The following is a 15842-nucleotide window of genomic DNA, read 5'->3' as shown; positions in this document are numbered from 1 at the left end:
GCGCGTGTGGGGGGCGCCTGGGGGCTGCGCGGGGCGCGGGGCGCCCCCAACACATAACCCCCCGCGCGCCGCCCGGCGGCCTCGAAAACCCGCCCACCCACAGAACCCCGGAGGCGCAGCTAACCGCCCAGCACCCGAGCCAGGTCAAGCGAAGCCGCAACCCTCGCCGAGACGCTCTCCGCGTACGCCGCGTCCGCCCGCTCGAACTGCGTACGGCTCGCACCCCGCAGAAACGTCACCACACCCAACGTCCGCCCCCGGCTGCGCAGCACCGTGCACAGCGCGTGCACGGAGTCCTCCGGCCACTGCCTTGCCGCCGCCCACTCCCGGGCCCGCTCGGGAGCCGCCGCGCCCGCACTGGCGCGTACGGAACCCGCCCGCTCGACACACTGCGGCGCCGGATGCCCTTCCAGATACCGCACCGGAAGGCCCGCCTTCGCCACGGGGAGGCACGGCCCCGGCGCCCCCGCGGGCGTCGCGGCCGCCCGCACGAGCCGCACCGCATCCCCGTCCCCGGAGTCCCCCGCCACCAGGTCGATCAGCGCGTGATCGGCGAACCCGGCGAGCGCGAAGTCCAGCTGGACGGTCGCCGCCTCCGTCGGATCCTCGCACTCGGCCGCAGCACGCGCCGCCCGGTGCAACTGCTGCGAACGGAACCGCAGTTGAGCGGCCTCCTGCTCGGTCTGCTTGGCCTCCGTGACGTCCTGGAAGAGCCACCCCACACCCAGCGGAACCGGCTCCTCCGCCAACGGCGACGCCAACCGCAGAAAACCGCTCCGCCAGCACCGCCGCTCCGGCTCACCGCTCTCCGAGGCCCGCACGGACACCCACATCTCGGCGGGAGCCGGCGGCGCCCCCTCGGCAAGCACATGCGAGAGCGCGCTCTCCAACTCCTCGACGCCCTGCCCCAGCAGATCACCGAGCGGCCGCCCGAGCACCGCCGTACGCCCCATGCCAAGGGCCCGCGCCGCATGCTCGTTGACGACAGCGGGCCGAAGATCGGCATCAACGAGAACGACCCCCCAGGAGGCGTTCTCGAACAAGGCCTCGCTCAGGGCGATGGACCGCTCCAGATCGATCTGCGCGTGCACCTCGCTGAAGGCGCAGTACACCCCCGCGGGCTTCCCGTCCCCGCCGCGCACCGCGGCGGACTGCGTCCGCACGAGCACCCGCCCGCCGTCCTTGGTCAGCAGGGCGAACTCGTGCACCTGCCGCCCAGGAGCCTCCATCGCGGAGAGCAGCCGCGCCTCGACCTCCTCGGCGTCGGCCGTCCGCACCGCCCACCCCGCGAACCCCCGCCGCCCGACGGCCTCCGCCGCCGACCACCCGAGGATCCGCTCGGCCTCACGGTTCCAGTGGGTCACCACCCCGTCGGCATCGAACGCGCACAACGCGGCGTCCATCCCGTCGAGCAAAGCCGCAAGCAATTCCGCCCCACCCGGTTCGGGCTCCTCGGGCCCCAACTCATCGGTGGTCCCGCTACGCCGGGAAGCACTCACCTGGCACCCCCTGCAGGCCGTGTCCTCATGAGCTGCATGTTCTGCGAGTTCTGCGTATACCGCACGTCAGATCATTGAACTCGAACGTGACGCAGCACACAGGCGGTTCCCGGAAGTTGGGCGAAATCGTTGCTCCATGAAAAGCGGTTGTGCGACGGACGGGGCGGTTCCTAGGGTGGCACGTACACACGAAGGGAGGTGGTTCGGCCGATGTATGGAAACCGGACGCGTGAGGTGACTGCGGGCTAGTGGCCCGTCGTCGCAACTCGAATTCGGCGCCGGACCAGCACGTGTGATGTGCGTGCAGCCGGCCCAATCCCAAGCAGTCACCCGACCCGCGAGCCGCCGGTACGTCCGGCCGGCTTTCCGCCGTTGCGTACGGCGGGAACCACGGCTCGCGGGTTGTCCGCGTTCCGGGGGCGTTTCCGGGGGCGTTTCCCGGGGCGGTCAGCCCTTGCTGACCGCGAGGAGGATCTCCGGGAGGCGGCGCGCCACCCTCGGGGCGGCGAGGCGCAGGCCGCAGTAGGTGATCAGCGCGCCGTACGCGCCGCCGAGCGGCAGCAGCACCCAGGACCAGTCGGCCCCGCCCGCCACATGCAGCCAGATGGTGAAGGCGAGGACGGGGGCGCACAGCAGGGCCGCCGCGACCATCCCGCCGAAGATCGAGATCCAGGCAAGGCCTGCCTGGCCGGGGGCCACGTTCTTGTAGCCCTCCTGCGGGATCGAGTACGGAAAGCGGGCCGAAGACCAGGCGCCCGTCGCCAGCATCGCGCCGAGCAGCGCGAGCGAGAGGCCGAGGCCTTCCGGCAGGGCGGGCCAGTCGCCGAGCACGGCGGCCGTGATGACGGTGACCAGCGTCGCGTACGGCAGGGTGATCACCAGCAGGGCCAGTGCGCGGCCGCGCAGTTCGACGTACGCGTCGTGCGCGGAGGAGATCGTCATCGCGACCATCCAGAACGCCGAGGTGTCCTGGCCGAACTGGTTGTACATGAGGACGCCGAGCATCCCCGCCGCGAAGCACGCGAAGTAGATCGAGCCGGTGCCCTGCAGGGCGTTGAAGAGCGGCACGATCAGGCCGATGGCCAGGGATGTCACCCAGGCGGCCTTCGTCTTCGGGTCGCGCCATACGTAGCGCAGGCTGCGCTCCATGACGGTGCCGGTGCGCCCGGCGGGCAGCAGCCGTCCCAGGCCGCGCGTGGAGCGCTCCCTGGTGGGTTCCGCCGCGGCGAGCGTGGAGCCGTCGGGGGTCGTCATCAGGCGGGTGAGGCTGCGCTGCCAGAGGGCGAGGAGGCCGGCCAGTGCGGCGCCGCTCAGGGCGAGTTGGGCGACCCCGACGGCATACGACCCCTCGCTCACCGAGTCGACGGCGCCGATCGCCGACGCGGGCGGGATCCAGCGCACCACGTCCCTGGCCGGATCGAGCTGCGAGAGCCCGGACGAACCGAGCCGCTGCGCCCCGAAGTTGACGACCTGCGCGCCGACCGCGATGACGAGACCGCTCAGTACGGCGAGGTCGCGGCCCTTGCGGCTGGTCAGCAGGCGGATGTTGGCGGCGGCGACGGTCCGGGCGAGGGCGACGCAGATCAGCACGGTGAGTGCGATGGCGAGGATGCCGGTGAGGAGGGCGGCGGCGCCGTGCGCGAGCGAGATGACCGAGCCGAGCGCCAGGCAGAGCGTGAAGAGCGGCCCGATGCCGACGAGGGACGCCACGAGCAGTGCGCGCACCAGCGGCCGTGGCCGCAGCGGCAGCATCACCAGGCGCGTCGGGTCGAGGGTCTCGTCGCCGCTGGGGAAGAACAGCGGGAACACCGCCCAGCCGAGCGCGAGGATCGCGGTGAGCAGGATGGAGACGGTGGCGGCGTGTTCGTTGCCGCGCAGCGCGATGAGCCCGAGGAGCTGCAGTGCCGCCATGAGGAGCGCGGCGACGACGGAGGCGACGTAGGCGGCCTTGCGTCCGGACGACTGGTGCAGCCCGTTGCGCAGGAGCGAGAGCTTCAGGCGTACGAAGACGGGCGTGATGGAGGGTACGGGGGCGGCCGCTGCCTCGGCGGGGCTCATCGGGTGCCGCCGCCGAGCCAGTCGAGGTGCGAGCCCGCGTCACGGCCGTTGGCCCCGACCAGCTCCAGGAACGCTTCCTGGAGCGATGCCGCCGCGCCGCGCACCTCGCCGAGGGTGCCCTGCGCGCGGATGCGTCCGGCAGCCATCACGGCGACCCAGTCGCAGAGCGACTCGACGAGCTCCATGACGTGCGAGGAGAAGACGACGGTGGCCCCGGATGCGGTGTAGCGCTCAAGGACGCCGCGGATGGTCTGGGCGGACACGGGGTCGACGCCCTCGAACGGCTCGTCGAGGAAGAGGACTTCAGGGTTGTGCAGCAGGGCCGCGGCGAGGCCGATCTTCTTCCGCATGCCGGTGGAGTAGTCGACGACGAGTTTGTGCTGGGCGCCGGCGAGGTCGAGTACGTCCAGGAGCTGGGTCGCGCGCTTGTCGACCTCTTCGCCGGGCAGTCCGCGCAATCTTCCGGTGTACGCGAGGAGTTCGCGCCCCGAGAGCCGCTCGAAGAGGCGCAGGCCTTCCGGGAGGACGCCGATGCGGGCCTTGACCTCGACGGGGTCGGTCCACACGTCGTGGCCGACCACTTCGACCGTGCCCTGGTCGGGGCGGAGGAGGCCGGTCACCATCGAGAGGGTGGTGGTCTTCCCCGCGCCGTTCGGTCCTACGAGGCCGATGAACTTGCCCGCGGGGAGGGTGAGGTCGATGCCGGCAACCGCGATCTGCTGGCCGAAGGCCTTCCAGAGCCCTTGCACCCTTACCGCCGCCGGTGCCTCGCTCACCCTGTCCGCCCTTCGTCGCCGTCGCGTCGCCGTTTCCGCACGATACGTCGGGAGGCGGTTCTTTTTCCCCTACGGGGCCTCAGGAGCCGCGCAGGGGCGCGCTACCGCCGCGCCTCGCGCCCGCACGCGTACGCCAGCGGCGAGATGATCTCCTCCGCGTCGGGGAGCCACCGGTTGGCGGCGGTCGGGCGGCAGGCCCACTGCACCGCGCCGGTCGCGCCGAACCGCGTGGGCGGCGCCGCGACGTACGCGCCCTCGCCCAGCGCGTCCAGGTCGATCGCGGCCGGCGGCCAGCCCAACTTGCGTACCAGGTCAGGCACCTTCACCGCCGCACCGGGGAGGACGAAGAACTGCATGCGGCGGTCCGGCGTGCAGGTGACGGGGCCGAGCGTCAGTTCCATCCGCTCCATGCGCGCGAGCGCGAGGAATCCCGCCGTCTCCGGCACGTCGATCGCGTCGAAGGTGCGGCCCGTCGGCAGCAGGATCGACGACTTCGGCTGCTTGGACCACAGCCGCCTGGCCACCGTCGCGCTGCCCGTCGCCTGCGTCGCCCAGTCCTCGCGCGCCGGGTGCGATCCGGGCTGTGTGCACGCGCCGTCACCGCACGAGCAGACTTCGGTGCCTTCGACGGACTCCAGCCACGTCCCGGGGAACACGTCCCAGTGGCGCTCTTCCGCATATCGCACGGCCGTGTCCAGCAAGGCTTCTCCGCGCTGCTTCGGGATGTGCGCGGCTGACGTGACTCCCAAGGTCTCTTCCACGAAGTTCTCAACTCCGCCCGCCACCTACGGTTACGGCCCCGCCGTGCGCCGGGGCGGAGCATCGATCCTGCATCCGGGGCGCATGGGTGCACGGGCGGGGGCGCGCATGGGGAATGGGTTCCATGTGCGGGTAGCCAGGTCTGGGGCGCTCTGAAGAAGCCCAGTTACCGACTTATGGTCCGTTTGTGGTGCATCTTCCGTTTGCCCCTAGGGCATTGATCATCTGGGTGGCCGAATTTCGGCCCCTGTACCGATGATCCAACGTGCGCATCAGGGGGTACGCCATGGCCGCAAGGCCGCTCGTCGCGCGGCAGCCCAACGAAAGGCTGCAGGCACTCATTCAGGAAGCGGGTTGCTCGAACGCGGGCCTGGCCCGCAGGGTCAACATGTGCGGCGCGGAGCACGGTCTCGATCTGCGCTACGACAAGACGTCCGTCGCCCGGTGGCTGCGCGGGCAGCAGCCGCGGGGCCGGGCGCCCGGCATCATCGCCGAGGCCCTGGGCCGCAAGCTGGGCCGTACGGTCACGATCGACGAGATCGGCATGGCGAACGGCAAGAACCTCGCGTCGGGCGTGGGTCTGCAGTTCTCGCCGACCGTCCTCGGCGCCATCGAGCAGGTCTGCGAGCTGTGGCGCAGTGACGTCGGGCGGCGCGATTTCCTCTCCGGGTCGTCGGTCGCCGCCTCCGCGCTGGTCGAGCCGAGCCGCGACTGGCTGATCTCGTCGCCGGACGCGCAGGTCGGGCGGATGGCGGGGCCGCGGGTCGGGCCCTCCGACGTGGCGGCGGTGCGGGCGATGACGGAGGCGCTGACGCAGCTTGACCACCAGTACGGCAGCGGGCATGTGCGGCCGGTCGTCGTGCACTACCTGAACAGTGTGGTGTCGGGGCTGCTCGCCGGTTCCTACCGGGAGGCGGTGGGGCGTGAACTGTTCTCCGCCGTCGCGCGGTTGACGGAGCTCGCCGGATACATGGCCGTCGACACGGGGCAGCCGGGGCTCGCCCAGCGCTACTACATCCAGGCGCTGCGGCTCGCGCAGGCGGCGGGGGACCGGGGGTACGGCGGGTACGTACTGGCCGCGTCCATGAGTCATCTCGCGGCCCAGCTCGGAAACCCGCGGGAGATCGCGCAGTTGGCGCGGGCGGCCCAGGAGGGGACGCGCGGGCGGGTCACCCCGCGCGCGGAGGCCATGTTCTACGCCGCCGAGGCGCGGGGGCACGCGCTGCTCGGGGACGGGCGGTCGACGCAGGCCGTGGCGGGCCGGGCGGTCGAGGCGATGGACCGCGCGGCGGGGGAGGCCGGTTCGGGCGATGACCCGGTGTGGATCCGGCACTTCGACCACGCGTATCTCGCCGATGAACTGGCGCACTGTCACCGGGACTTGGGGCAGGCGGACGCGGCGGCGCGCAGCGCGGAGGAGTCCCTCGCGGGGCACCCCGAGACGCGGGCGCGGCGCCGGGCGATCGGGCTCGTCCTGCTCGCCACGGCGCAGGTGCAGCGGCGGGACGTCGAGCAGGCATGCCACACGGGGCTGAAGGCGGTGGAGCTGCTCGGCACGCTGCGGTCGAACCGTGGCGCGGAGTATCTGGACGACTTCAAGGACCGGCTCGATCCGTTCAGGGACGAGCCGGTGGTGCGGGAGTTCGGGGCGCGGGTGGAGATTCAGGCCGCGTGAAGCTTTTGTGGTGTCCGCCGTGGCCAGGTGAACGCCACCTGGCCCTGGCCCCTCCTCACTGTGAACGGCCAACTCCGGTATGCGATCGATCCTTCGCCGAACCGTAATCAGCGTCTTGAGGTGAGGTTTTGTTACTCCCATGATCGTGTGGGCGGCGGCGGTTTGAGCTGCGTGGCAGACGGCTGTGGCGACCCGGTAGCGTGAGCCGACGGTTCCGTAGGTCCCCCATTCGTAGGAGTCCCGGTGACGCAGCAGAGCGGACAGGGCGCCGCTTCCTCCGATCCGCATTCCGCGGACCGGCACGCGCACGAAGGCATCGTGCTGCCTGCCGACGGGAGCGAGCCCCTGATGCCCGGCACCGCCGGTGACCATGTGGCCCCCACGGGCGGCAGCCCCTGGGGCCAGCCGTGGGGCCCCGCCCCCGCGGACCCGCCGGGCGCGGGCCAGGCCTGGGGCTCGGCCCCCGACCAGCCGCAGACCTACGGCGCGGGCACCCCGCTGCCGCCCGAGGGCACACAGCCCCAGCAGGGCGCCGCACAGCCTTACGGGACGCAGCCCGCGGACGCTTCTTATGGCGGCCAGGCACCGGCTCCTTCGTACGGTGGGCAGCCGTCGGCCCCGTCGCATGGTGGCCAGCCGTCGGCCCCTTCATACGGTGGCCAGGCGCCGGCCCCTTCGCATGGTGGGCAGCCGCAGGACGCTTCTTACGGCGGGCAGGCTCCGGGTGCTCCGTACGCGGGGCAGGCTCAGGGCGGCCGGCAGGTGGGGCAGCCTCATGGTGGGCAGCACGCGGGGCAGTCGGACGGTGGGGCCTATGGGGCGCAGCCCTCGGGTGGCGCGCACGCCGGGCAGCCTGCGGGTGGCCTGCACGCGGGGCAGCCCGCCGATGCCGCGTACCCGGGGCAGCAGGGGCAGCACGCCACGCCTGGGCAGTCGGGACAATTCGCCCCCGGTGCGCAGTCGGGCCAGCTTCCGCCCGCTGCTCAGGGCGGCCAGCTTCCGCCCGCCGCTCAGGCCGGCCAGCTTCCGCCCGCTGCTCAGGGCGGCCAGCTTCCGCCCGCCGCGCAGGCCGGGCACCTTCCGTCCGCCGCGCAAGGCGGTCAGCTTCCGCCCGCCGTTCAGCCGGGGCAGCTGCCTCCGGTCGCCGCGGCCGGTCAGCTGCCTGCCGCCGGTGGGGCCGGTTCCGCGCCGCTGCCGCCGGCCGCCGGGGACGCCGACGCGACGCAGTACATACCGGCGATGCCCGGTGCCGGAACCGGTGCCGATGAGGGTGCCACCCAGTACATACCGCCCGTGGCGCCGGGGGCCCTGCCCCCCGAGGCTCCCGCGGGCGACGGGACGCAGGTCCTGCGGCGGGTCTCCAACCCCGCCGCGCCCATGCCCCCGGCGGCTGCGGGCCCCATGCCGGGCGCCGCCCCCGACTCGGACAGCGAGCCCACGCAGTACATCGCTCCCGTCCCCGCCGCACCCGGCGCCGCCCCCTTCGGGATCCGGCCCGGAGCTCCGGGGGACCGGCAGCCGCCCGCCGAGTTCGACAGTCTCTTCCGTACGGAGCAGCCGGAGTCCGAAGGCCCCGCCTCCACTCAGCAGATGCCCCGCTTCGAGCACCCGCAGCCGCCGCAGCCCGCCGGGCACGCCAGCGGCGGCGACGGCGGGGGACGTGCCGCGCGCCGTGCCGCGGCGGCCGCTCCCGCCCGCGGGGGCCGCACCGGTTCGAAGGTGCCGCTGTTCGCCGCCGTGGGTGTCGCCATCGCGGTGCTCGGCGTCGGCGCCGGCGCGATGCTCAGCGGCGGAGGCGGTGACGAGGACAAGGACGACCCGAAGACCGTCTCGGAGTCCGCGCCCGCCGAGGAGAAGCCGTCGCCGTCCGTCGACCCGGCCAAGGAGCAGGCGGTCGCCCTGGACAAGCTCCTCGCGGACAGCAACAACAGCCGTGACTCGGTGATCGCCGCCGTACGCAATGTCGGCAAGTGCGCGAACCTCGCCCAGTCGGCCACCGATCTGCGCAACGCGGCCAAGCAGCGCAACGGCCTGGTCACACGCCTGGCCGGGCTCTCCGCGGACAAGCTGCCCGCCAACGCCCAGCTGACCACCGCCCTCAACAAGGCGTGGAAGGCGTCCGCGTCGGCCGACAACCACTACGCCGCGTGGGCGGGACAGGTCGCCGGCAAGCACGGCTGCAAGAAGGGCCACGCCCGCTCGACGCCGCACGCGGTCGCCGCGAACAAGGCGAGCGGCGAGGCGACCACGAACAAGCAGCAGGCGGCCGCGCTGTGGAACAAGATCGCCAAGCAGTACGGGCTCACCACCCGCGACAAGTCGCAGCTCTAGGCGCGCCCGCCGGTGGGCCCGCGCGGCCTACCGGACCCCCTCCAGGGTCTTGGAGACGTTCACGAAGCCCTTGCGCGCAGGGATCAGCCGGCCGTCCCGTACGACCTGGAACGTGATGTCGGCGTTGACCAGGCGCGGGAAGTCGCTCGCCGCGAGCATGTCCTTGAAGCGCCAGCTCAGGGTGGGTGTCAGGCCGCCCGTCTTCACCTGCAGTCCCTTGTCGAGGGCGCGGCGCAGGGAGCGGGACGAGACCTCGTCGCCGTCGAGCGACTCGACGACCTGCTTCAGGACGGTGTAGGCGATCCACGTGGTCTGCACGCCCGCGTCCGCCGGGTCGACCCGGTTGTCGCCGAAGGCCTGCTGCCGGATGACCTCGCGCATCTCGTCCCAGCGGGGATCGCTGGCCGCCGGGTACCAGCCGGTGACGTAGGCGCCTTCGTACGGTCCTTCCGCGCCGCCCGTGCGGTCGATGAGGGACTGGTCGACGCTGCCGAGCACGGAGGAGATCTTCGCGGTCGGGTACGCGTCCTCGGTGCGCCGGTAGGAGTCGTAGAACGTGTCCGTGCGGGCGCCGAGCGCGGCCGTCACACAGCCGCCGGTGCCCGCGCGGGTCAGCGCCTGCTCGGCCTGCGAGGTGAAGTCGGTGCCGTCCTCGGGGGCCCGGATGTCCGCGGCGGGCTTGCGGCGGCCCTCGGCGAGGCCCGCGTCGAGGAGCTTGGGGAGGGCGTCGCCGGCGATCGTGTCGGGGCGTACGAGGGAGACGCGCTCGCAGCGGGCGGCGAGCTGCCGGCCGTTGCCCGCCAGCAGGGCCGGTTCGCCGCCGTTGACCGGGTACGACAGAGGGCTGCTGAACTCCTCGTCGGTGACGCCGTAGCCGCCGATGTAGGGGATGCCGGCGACTTCGAGGGGGGAGAGGAAGGACTGGCCGTGCTGGCTGTAGGAGCCGACGACGGCGGCGACCTTCTTGGCGACCGCCTCGCGGGCGCAGTCGGCGGCGCCGACCGGGTCGTTGTGGTCGTTGCAGGTGATGACCTTGAGCTCGCGGCCGTCGAGGCCGCCGTGCGCGTTGACCCAGCGGGCGTAGGCCTTGGCCATGGCGGGGACGCCGGGCTTGTTGGTCGCCTTGGTGTTCTCGGGGGCCCAGGTCATGACGGTGACGGGTTCGTCCCTGGATCCCCCCGTGGATCCAGGGATGACCCCGCAGCCGGTTGTCAGGGACGCACACGCCACCACCAGGGCGGCCGCGGTGAGCGCAGTGGACTTGGAGGGGCGGGGGAGCAAGGTGCGTCGCGAGACGGGCATGTGCAATCACGATTCCGCCGCTGCGCCAACCAAGGAGTGACGTTTCCCCAACGCATGGTGACAAGAAGGTGAATGACAGGGGCCGATTCTGCCGCCCGAAGGGGGAACGTACGATCGATGACCGTGCAAGGTTCGGAGAAGTCTTCCCGTCGCGGCAGTCGCTCAAGCACCATGGGCGGCATGCCAACGAACGACATGCCGTGGTGGCGCTGGCGCAGCAACGTGCGCTCGGCGCTGCACATGCTCTCCGACCCGGAGTTCCAGCGTGAGTGCTGGCTCGCGGGTCGCGAGGAGTACGGGGACGTGACCGATGCCGTGTACCGGCTGGTCGAGGACACGTGGCTGGACAACTGGTCCGCCGAGAAGTACGTGGGGACGATCTTCCGGGACGCGGAGGAGGCGGCGCTGGTCGATGCGGCGGTCCTTCGGGTGCTGCGGATCATGCATGAAGTTGGGCCGGATGCTTTGGTGTCCGCCTATCTTGATCACCCCGGGTGGCCGGAGGCTGTTCGCGCTGCGCGCGAGGCGCATGTTGCTCTCGCTGTGAGTGATGGGGAGAGTCCTGATGAGGTGCCCCGGACGCTTGAGGTGCTGCGGATTTTGACTCGGTCCGCCTGAGCTTTGCGTCTGCGGGTGCGTTGTGGCTGGTCGCGCAGTTCCCCGCGCCCCTTCGGGGCGCTCCCCGGGGCGCTCCTCCCTGAGACGGGGCGTCGGGAGGGGAGCTGATTGTGGGAACCTTGGGCGCATGAATCAGAAGGCCCCCGCCACCGCTGAGCAGTACGTCCTCAACATCTCCTGCCCCGACAAGCAGGGCATCGTGCACGCCGTGTCGAGTTATCTCTTCATGACCGGCTGCAACATCGAGGACAGTCAGCAGTTCGGCGATCACGACACCGGGCTCTTCTTCATGCGCGTCCACTTCTCGGCGGAGGCGCCGGTGACCGTGGAGAAGCTGCGGGCCAGCTTCGCCGCGATCGGTGACTCCTTCCAGATGGACTGGCAGCTGAACCGCGCCGACGAGAAGATGCGGGTCGTGCTGCTGGTCTCCAAGTTCGGGCACTGCCTGAACGACCTGCTGTTCCGCTCCCGGATCGGCGCGCTGCCCGTCGAGATCGCGGCGGTCGTCTCGAACCACACGGACTTCGCCGAGCTGGTCGCCTCGTACGACATCCCCTTCCACCACATCCCGGTGACGAAGGACAACAAGCCGCAGGCCGAGGCGCAGCTCCTGGAGCTCGTGCGGTCGGAGAACATCGAGCTCGTCGTCCTCGCCCGCTATATGCAGGTGCTCTCGGACGACCTCTGCAAGCAGCTCAGCGGCCGGATCATCAACATCCACCACTCGTTCCTGCCGAGCTTCAAGGGCGCGAAGCCGTACCACCAGGCGCACGCGCGCGGCGTGAAGCTGATCGGTGCCACCGCGCACTATGTGACGGCGGATCTCGACGAGGGCCCGATCATCGAGCAGGAGGTCGAGCGCGTCGGGCACGACGTGACCCCCGACCAGCTCGTCGCGATCGGCCGCGACGTGGAGTGCCAGGCGCTCGCGCGGGCCGTGAAGTGGCATGCCGAGCGCAGGATCCTGCTCAACGGGCGCCGGACGGTCGTCTTCGCCTGACGGCAGCTCTTTCCCTGCTTACATCCGGCTCAGCGAAGCCGCCGCGAACAGTACGTCCCTGATCGCCTGGCGGTCGCCGTTCTGCCCCGCGGCCGCTTCCTCCGGCGAGACATGGCCCGCGGCCAGGCGGCAGAACTCGACGCCGTCCAGGGCGACGTGGGCCACCTCGTGGTCAGCGGAGGCGTCGGCGGCGGGGGAGTCCAGCGGGATGAACCACTCGCCGCCGCCCATGCCCTCGACCTCCAGGCGCAGGCTCCGGCCGGGCGCGCCCGCGGCCACCAGACCGCGCGGCGGTGGCGCGAGGCCGGAGCGGCGGCGGTCGGCGAGGGTGCCGGGGAGCAGCCGGGCGGCGAGGTCGATCATGCGGTGCAGATGGCGCGGGGACGGCGGTTCGTAGGGGTAGTCCACCGCGTGCGCGATGTCGCCCGCGTGGATCCAGCACTCGAAGGCGCGGTCCACCATCGAGTCGCGCAGCGGCAGCTCGGGGCGGCGGCCCGTGGCGTCCGGTGCGCCGTACGCGACGGCGAGGCCGCCCGAGCCGTCCCGTGAGCCGGGGCTCTGGGAGGACCCCGCGGTGAAGGACACCGTGCGGATCAGTTCGTGGCTCTGGTCGCGCCAGGGGCCGCGCACCGCGCGCGTGGGCGGGAAGTACGAGGCGCGCCAGTACGCCTCCGTGCGCTGGGTGGGGGTTGCCGGGACCGGTGATCCCGCGTTCAGCGGGTCGTCGAGGCCGAGGGCGGCGGCGACCAGGCCGTCCACGGCCAAGAGGTGCGCGATCACCCCGGCGACCGTCGTCTTGCGGCTGACCGGGCCGTCCCCGTCGAACCACCGCAGGCGCACCGGGGCGTGCCACTCCGAGTCGCCGATGTCCCGCAGGAGCGCGTCGAGCCTGGCCGTCTCCGCGTCGTACGGGATGGCCCACTCCGGCACCGGGATGCGCGGCGGGCGGCGGCCGAGGCAGCTCTCGATGACGCGGCCCCGCAGACCGGGGTCGAGGTCGAGGCTCTCCTCCTGGTGCAGCAGGCCGACCGCGTCGCGCAGCCGCAGGGCCTCCTCCGCGCAGGGGCCGCAGTCGCCCAGGTGCTCCTCGACGGCGATCGCTTCCTCGGGGGAGCAGGCGGCGAGCGCCCATGCGCCGAGGAGGGACTTCAGGACGCGGTGGTCGAGGGCCAGTGGAGGCTCGGGCAAGGGGAGCCCGGTGTCCTCTATGGAGGTGCGGGGCAGCGGTATGCGCGGCGGCTTTCCGGGGTGCGGCGGGCGGCCGCTCTCGCCAGGGCCGCTTCCGGAGCCCGTGCCGCCTGCGGAGCCCGTGCCGCCTGCGGAGCCCGTGCCGCTTCCGGCGCCGCCGCCGGGGAGCTCGGGCTCCTCGTACGGTTCCTGCCGGCCGGGCCCGTTCACAGTGCTCTCCGGTAACCGGGAGGCGCCTCTGGCGCGGGGTCCTGCTCGGTGGCCTGGGCGCCCGCGTCGTTGGCGGTGGAGAGCAGCTGCAGGCCCAGGCGGAGGCGGCGGCGCGCCTCGTCCTCCGTGACGCCGAGGTCGGCTGCCGTCTGGCGGTAGTCCCGCCGCTGGAAGTAGGCGAGCTCCAGAGCGGCGCGCAGCGGGGCGGGCATGGCCGTGACGATGTAGTCGGCGCGGGCGGCGGCGGAGGCGCGGCGCACCTTGCGCTCCAGGTCCTCCGTGGTGCCCTCGCCGCCGCGGGCGAGGGCGGCGGACTCGGTCTGGCGGAGCCGCCGGACGGCCCGCTCGTGGGTCAGCTTGGCGACCCAGGAGCGCAGAGGGCCCTGCTTGGGGTCGTACGCGTCGGGGTTCTCCCAGATGTGGGCGAAGACCTCGCGGGTGATCCGGTCGGCGGCCTGCTCGTCGCCGAGCACGCGGTGGGCCAGGCCGTGCACGAGCGAGGCGAAGCGGTCGTACAGCTCCCCGAGCGCGGCGGCCTCGCCGTGCGCCAGTCGCTGCTGCATGCGGCGGTCCCAGCGACGCGGCGCGTCCTTCGCCATGCGGCCCCCTCTGCGCTGCCGTGCTCTGCCCTTGCCGTCCTCTGCCCTCGGCTCGCCGGATTCGTCCCGTCGAAACCTTCCATCGAATGTAGTCGCCGGCACCGACAACGGGCTTCCCTTTACGGCAAAGTACGCGCCCGCCCGGCCTCGGATGATAGGGACCGGTGTCCCTGGTGTTTCATGGGGGAGAGGCGGGGCAGCCGCGACGTAGGAAGCGTAGGGACAGCTTCCGGATCTTCGGGCGAGCGACGAGATCCTCGGGCGGGCGACGAGCAAGCGCGATCGACGAGCAGCGAGAGGCGTGCGTGTGACGCTGAAGGTGGCCGTGGACGAGCAGGGCGGCTGGGCCGTGCTGCGGGTGTCCGGCGAGATGGACCTGGTGACGTCGCCCGTGCTGCGCCAGCGCGTGCACGACGCGGTCGCCGACGGCCGCCGGAGCCTGGTCCTCGATCTCTCCGAGGTCCTCTTCTGCGACTCCAGCGGCGTCGGCGTACTGATCGCGACGCGCCGCCTCTTCCGCTCCTGTCAGGGCCGGCTGCGCCTGATACTGCCCGCGCACGGCGCGGAGGACGGCTCGCACGTGAACCGGGTCCTCGCGGCCCTGGGCGTACGCCGCCTCTTCGAGGTCTTCCCGGACGTGACAGCGGCGGTGGACGACGGAGCGGCACCGCTCTCGGCTTAGCAGTCGCCGAGGTCGCCGTCGATCTTGTTGTAGTAGCGCGTGCCGCCGTAGTAGATCTTCAGGCCGCAGACGCCGTGCCACTTGCCGCCGGTGAACTTGTGGCTCTTGTCGCGGGCGATCTTGTAGTAGCCGGAGTCGCTGCCGGCCTGGTGGACGTTGACCTTGATGTTGCCGCTGCAGCGGTTGTACACCCGGAGGATCTGGTCGCTGCCCGAGACGGTGATCTTGTGCTTGGCGCACCCCAGACGGGTGTCGGCCGCGCCCGCCGATGGGGCGCTCGCGAGCGTCATCGCCATTCCGGCGGTCAGGGCCCCGACAATAAGTTTCGTACGCATGCTTCTCCTTGGTCGGTGCCGGGCGCGGGAGCGGGAGCGGCAGTCGGCTCGTCAAACGCTCAGGGCCCGGCGGGAGTTGAGGATCATGCTCACAGGGCCGCCCAACAATTCCCCAACACACCGGCCACAGCGGTGCGACGCGTTTGCGCGTAACCTTCGGCTTCCTGACGCCGGGCGGTTGCCGAACACGTACGCTCGCTGCCAGAGACAACCAGGGAACCCCCTGTGCACACGCACCCAACCGCAGAAGTGAGGCGGCCCGAACACCATGGACAGTGCCGAGTACGAGCGTAAGATCGCGGCCCGTTTCGCCACGTTCGATCAGGACGGCAACGGCTACATCTCCCGTGAGGACTTCAGCACGGCGGCTGTCGCCCTGCTCACCGAGTTCGGCGCTACGGCGCGTTCCGAGAAGGGCCAGGCCCTCTATATCGGGGCCGAGGCCTTCTGGCAGGGCATGGCCGGCATCGCCGACCGTGACGGTGACCAGCGGATCACCAAGCACGAGTTCGTGGGCGGCGCGGTGAAGCGCCTGCGCGACAACCCCGCCCGGTTCGCCGAGATCGCACGGCCGTTCCTCGACGCGATGATCGCCGTGGCGGACGCGGACGCCGACGGCGCGGTCACCCCGCAGGAGGTCGGTCGCGCGCTGAAGGCACTCGGCGTCCAGGCGGACATCGCCGAGGTGGCGGGCACCGCGCTCGACGCGGACGCGGACGGCAAGGTGACGGAGGCGGAGATCGTGGCGGCGTTCGCGGCGTACTTCACGGTTCCTGAGTAACAAGGCCCAGGGGCGCGCCCCGTAAGGGG

The 15842-nt window shown here is 72.0% G+C and carries 14 protein-coding genes; 6 read left to right on the top strand and 8 right to left on the bottom strand.

Going from position 1 to position 15842, the window contains the following annotated elements; all coding sequences use genetic code 11:
• Window positions 1-119: 119 nt before the first annotated feature.
• The 4 genes from ACFWY6_RS23845 to ACFWY6_RS23830 form a co-directional block, all read right to left on the bottom strand.
• Window positions 120-1499, bottom strand: a complete 1380-nt coding sequence (locus tag ACFWY6_RS23845) for a PAS domain-containing protein (protein ID WP_384693782.1) — start codon at window positions 1497-1499, stop codon at window positions 120-122.
• Window positions 1500-1946: 447 nt separating this feature from the next.
• Window positions 1947-3557: a transporter gene (locus ACFWY6_RS23840; RefSeq protein WP_384693779.1), complete on the bottom strand. Its 1611-nt coding sequence runs from the start codon at window positions 3555-3557 to the stop codon at window positions 1947-1949.
• Entirely contained in the window at window positions 3554-4333 is a 780-nt protein-coding gene (locus ACFWY6_RS23835) for an ABC transporter ATP-binding protein (protein WP_384693776.1), read from the bottom strand. The genes ACFWY6_RS23840 and ACFWY6_RS23835 overlap by 4 nt, the downstream gene beginning before the upstream one ends.
• A gap of 101 nt (window positions 4334-4434) precedes the next feature.
• Window positions 4435-5094 (bottom strand): bifunctional DNA primase/polymerase, encoded by a 660-nt coding sequence (locus ACFWY6_RS23830; RefSeq protein ID WP_384693773.1) that lies wholly within the window; start codon window positions 5092-5094, stop codon window positions 4435-4437.
• Between the two features lie 284 nt (window positions 5095-5378).
• Here ACFWY6_RS23830 and ACFWY6_RS23825 point away from each other — a divergent pair, with 284 nt between their 5' ends.
• Both ACFWY6_RS23825 and ACFWY6_RS23820 read left to right on the top strand, forming a co-directional pair.
• Window positions 5379-6767 carry a transcriptional regulator gene (locus tag ACFWY6_RS23825; RefSeq protein ID WP_384693770.1) on the top strand — a complete coding sequence of 463 codons (1389 nt, stop codon included), beginning with the start codon at window positions 5379-5381 and terminating at the stop codon, window positions 6765-6767.
• A gap of 243 nt (window positions 6768-7010) precedes the next feature.
• A complete protein-coding gene (locus tag ACFWY6_RS23820) occupies window positions 7011-9098 on the top strand; it encodes a hypothetical protein (protein WP_384693767.1) in 2088 nt (695 codons plus the stop codon).
• Between the two features lie 27 nt (window positions 9099-9125).
• On the opposite strand, the gene ACFWY6_RS23815 is transcribed toward ACFWY6_RS23820, so the two are convergent.
• Window positions 9126-10400: an ABC transporter substrate-binding protein gene (locus ACFWY6_RS23815; protein WP_384693764.1), complete on the bottom strand. Its 1275-nt coding sequence runs from the start codon at window positions 10398-10400 to the stop codon at window positions 9126-9128.
• A gap of 117 nt (window positions 10401-10517) precedes the next feature.
• Between ACFWY6_RS23815 and ACFWY6_RS23810 the strand changes: the two genes are divergently transcribed.
• Window positions 10518-11018 carry a hypothetical protein gene (locus tag ACFWY6_RS23810; RefSeq protein WP_360779831.1) on the top strand — a complete coding sequence of 167 codons (501 nt, stop codon included), beginning with the start codon at window positions 10518-10520 and terminating at the stop codon, window positions 11016-11018.
• A gap of 127 nt (window positions 11019-11145) precedes the next feature.
• Window positions 11146-12018, top strand: coding sequence for a formyltetrahydrofolate deformylase (gene purU, locus ACFWY6_RS23805; RefSeq protein WP_360779834.1), 873 nt, complete (start codon window positions 11146-11148; stop codon window positions 12016-12018).
• Between the two features lie 18 nt (window positions 12019-12036).
• Here the strand turns inward: purU and ACFWY6_RS23800 are convergent, their stop codons facing one another.
• Window positions 12037-13416 (bottom strand): zf-HC2 domain-containing protein, encoded by a 1380-nt coding sequence (locus ACFWY6_RS23800; protein ID WP_384693759.1) that lies wholly within the window; start codon window positions 13414-13416, stop codon window positions 12037-12039.
• Window positions 13413-14015, bottom strand: a complete 603-nt coding sequence (locus ACFWY6_RS23795; RefSeq protein WP_384693757.1) for a sigma-70 family RNA polymerase sigma factor — start codon at window positions 14013-14015, stop codon at window positions 13413-13415. The genes ACFWY6_RS23800 and ACFWY6_RS23795 overlap by 4 nt, the downstream gene beginning before the upstream one ends.
• Before the next feature lie 301 nt (window positions 14016-14316).
• Between ACFWY6_RS23795 and ACFWY6_RS23790 the strand changes: the two genes are divergently transcribed.
• Window positions 14317-14697 (top strand): STAS domain-containing protein, encoded by a 381-nt coding sequence (locus tag ACFWY6_RS23790; RefSeq protein ID WP_384693754.1) that lies wholly within the window; start codon window positions 14317-14319, stop codon window positions 14695-14697.
• Here the strand turns inward: ACFWY6_RS23790 and ACFWY6_RS23785 are convergent.
• Entirely contained in the window at window positions 14694-15032 is a 339-nt protein-coding gene (locus ACFWY6_RS23785; protein WP_384693751.1) for a hypothetical protein, read from the bottom strand. The two genes, ACFWY6_RS23790 and ACFWY6_RS23785, sit on opposite strands and share 4 nt — an antisense overlap.
• Before the next feature lie 268 nt (window positions 15033-15300).
• On the opposite strand from ACFWY6_RS23785, the gene ACFWY6_RS23780 reads away from it, so the two are divergent.
• Window positions 15301-15813 carry an EF-hand domain-containing protein gene (locus ACFWY6_RS23780; protein ID WP_384693748.1) on the top strand — a complete coding sequence of 171 codons (513 nt, stop codon included), beginning with the start codon at window positions 15301-15303 and terminating at the stop codon, window positions 15811-15813.
• Window positions 15814-15842: the final 29 nt, after the last annotated feature.

Source organism: Streptomyces sp. NPDC059037 (genome assembly GCF_042740015.1).
In the GTDB taxonomy this organism is placed as follows: Bacteria; Actinomycetota; Actinomycetes; order Streptomycetales; family Streptomycetaceae; genus Streptomyces.
The sequence above is the reverse complement of the archived record's forward strand: the minus strand, read 5'-3'. Positions and strand labels throughout refer to the sequence as shown.

Coding starts and splice junctions, on each gene's coding strand:
- purU (WP_360779834.1), top strand. CDS start 11,146: ATGAATCAGAAGGCCCCCGCCACCGCTGAGCAGTACGTCCTCAACATC.
- ACFWY6_RS23825 (WP_384693770.1), top strand. CDS start 5,379: ATGGCCGCAAGGCCGCTCGTCGCGCGGCAGCCCAACGAAAGGCTGCAG.
- ACFWY6_RS23815 (WP_384693764.1), bottom strand. CDS start 10,400: ATGCCCGTCTCGCGACGCACCTTGCTCCCCCGCCCCTCCAAGTCCACT.
- ACFWY6_RS23780 (WP_384693748.1), top strand. CDS start 15,301: ATGGACAGTGCCGAGTACGAGCGTAAGATCGCGGCCCGTTTCGCCACG.
- ACFWY6_RS23785 (WP_384693751.1), bottom strand. CDS start 15,032: ATGCGTACGAAACTTATTGTCGGGGCCCTGACCGCCGGAATGGCGATG.
- ACFWY6_RS23795 (WP_384693757.1), bottom strand. CDS start 14,015: ATGGCGAAGGACGCGCCGCGTCGCTGGGACCGCCGCATGCAGCAGCGA.
- ACFWY6_RS23810 (WP_360779831.1), top strand. CDS start 10,518: ATGACCGTGCAAGGTTCGGAGAAGTCTTCCCGTCGCGGCAGTCGCTCA.
- ACFWY6_RS23840 (WP_384693779.1), bottom strand. CDS start 3,557: ATGAGCCCCGCCGAGGCAGCGGCCGCCCCCGTACCCTCCATCACGCCC.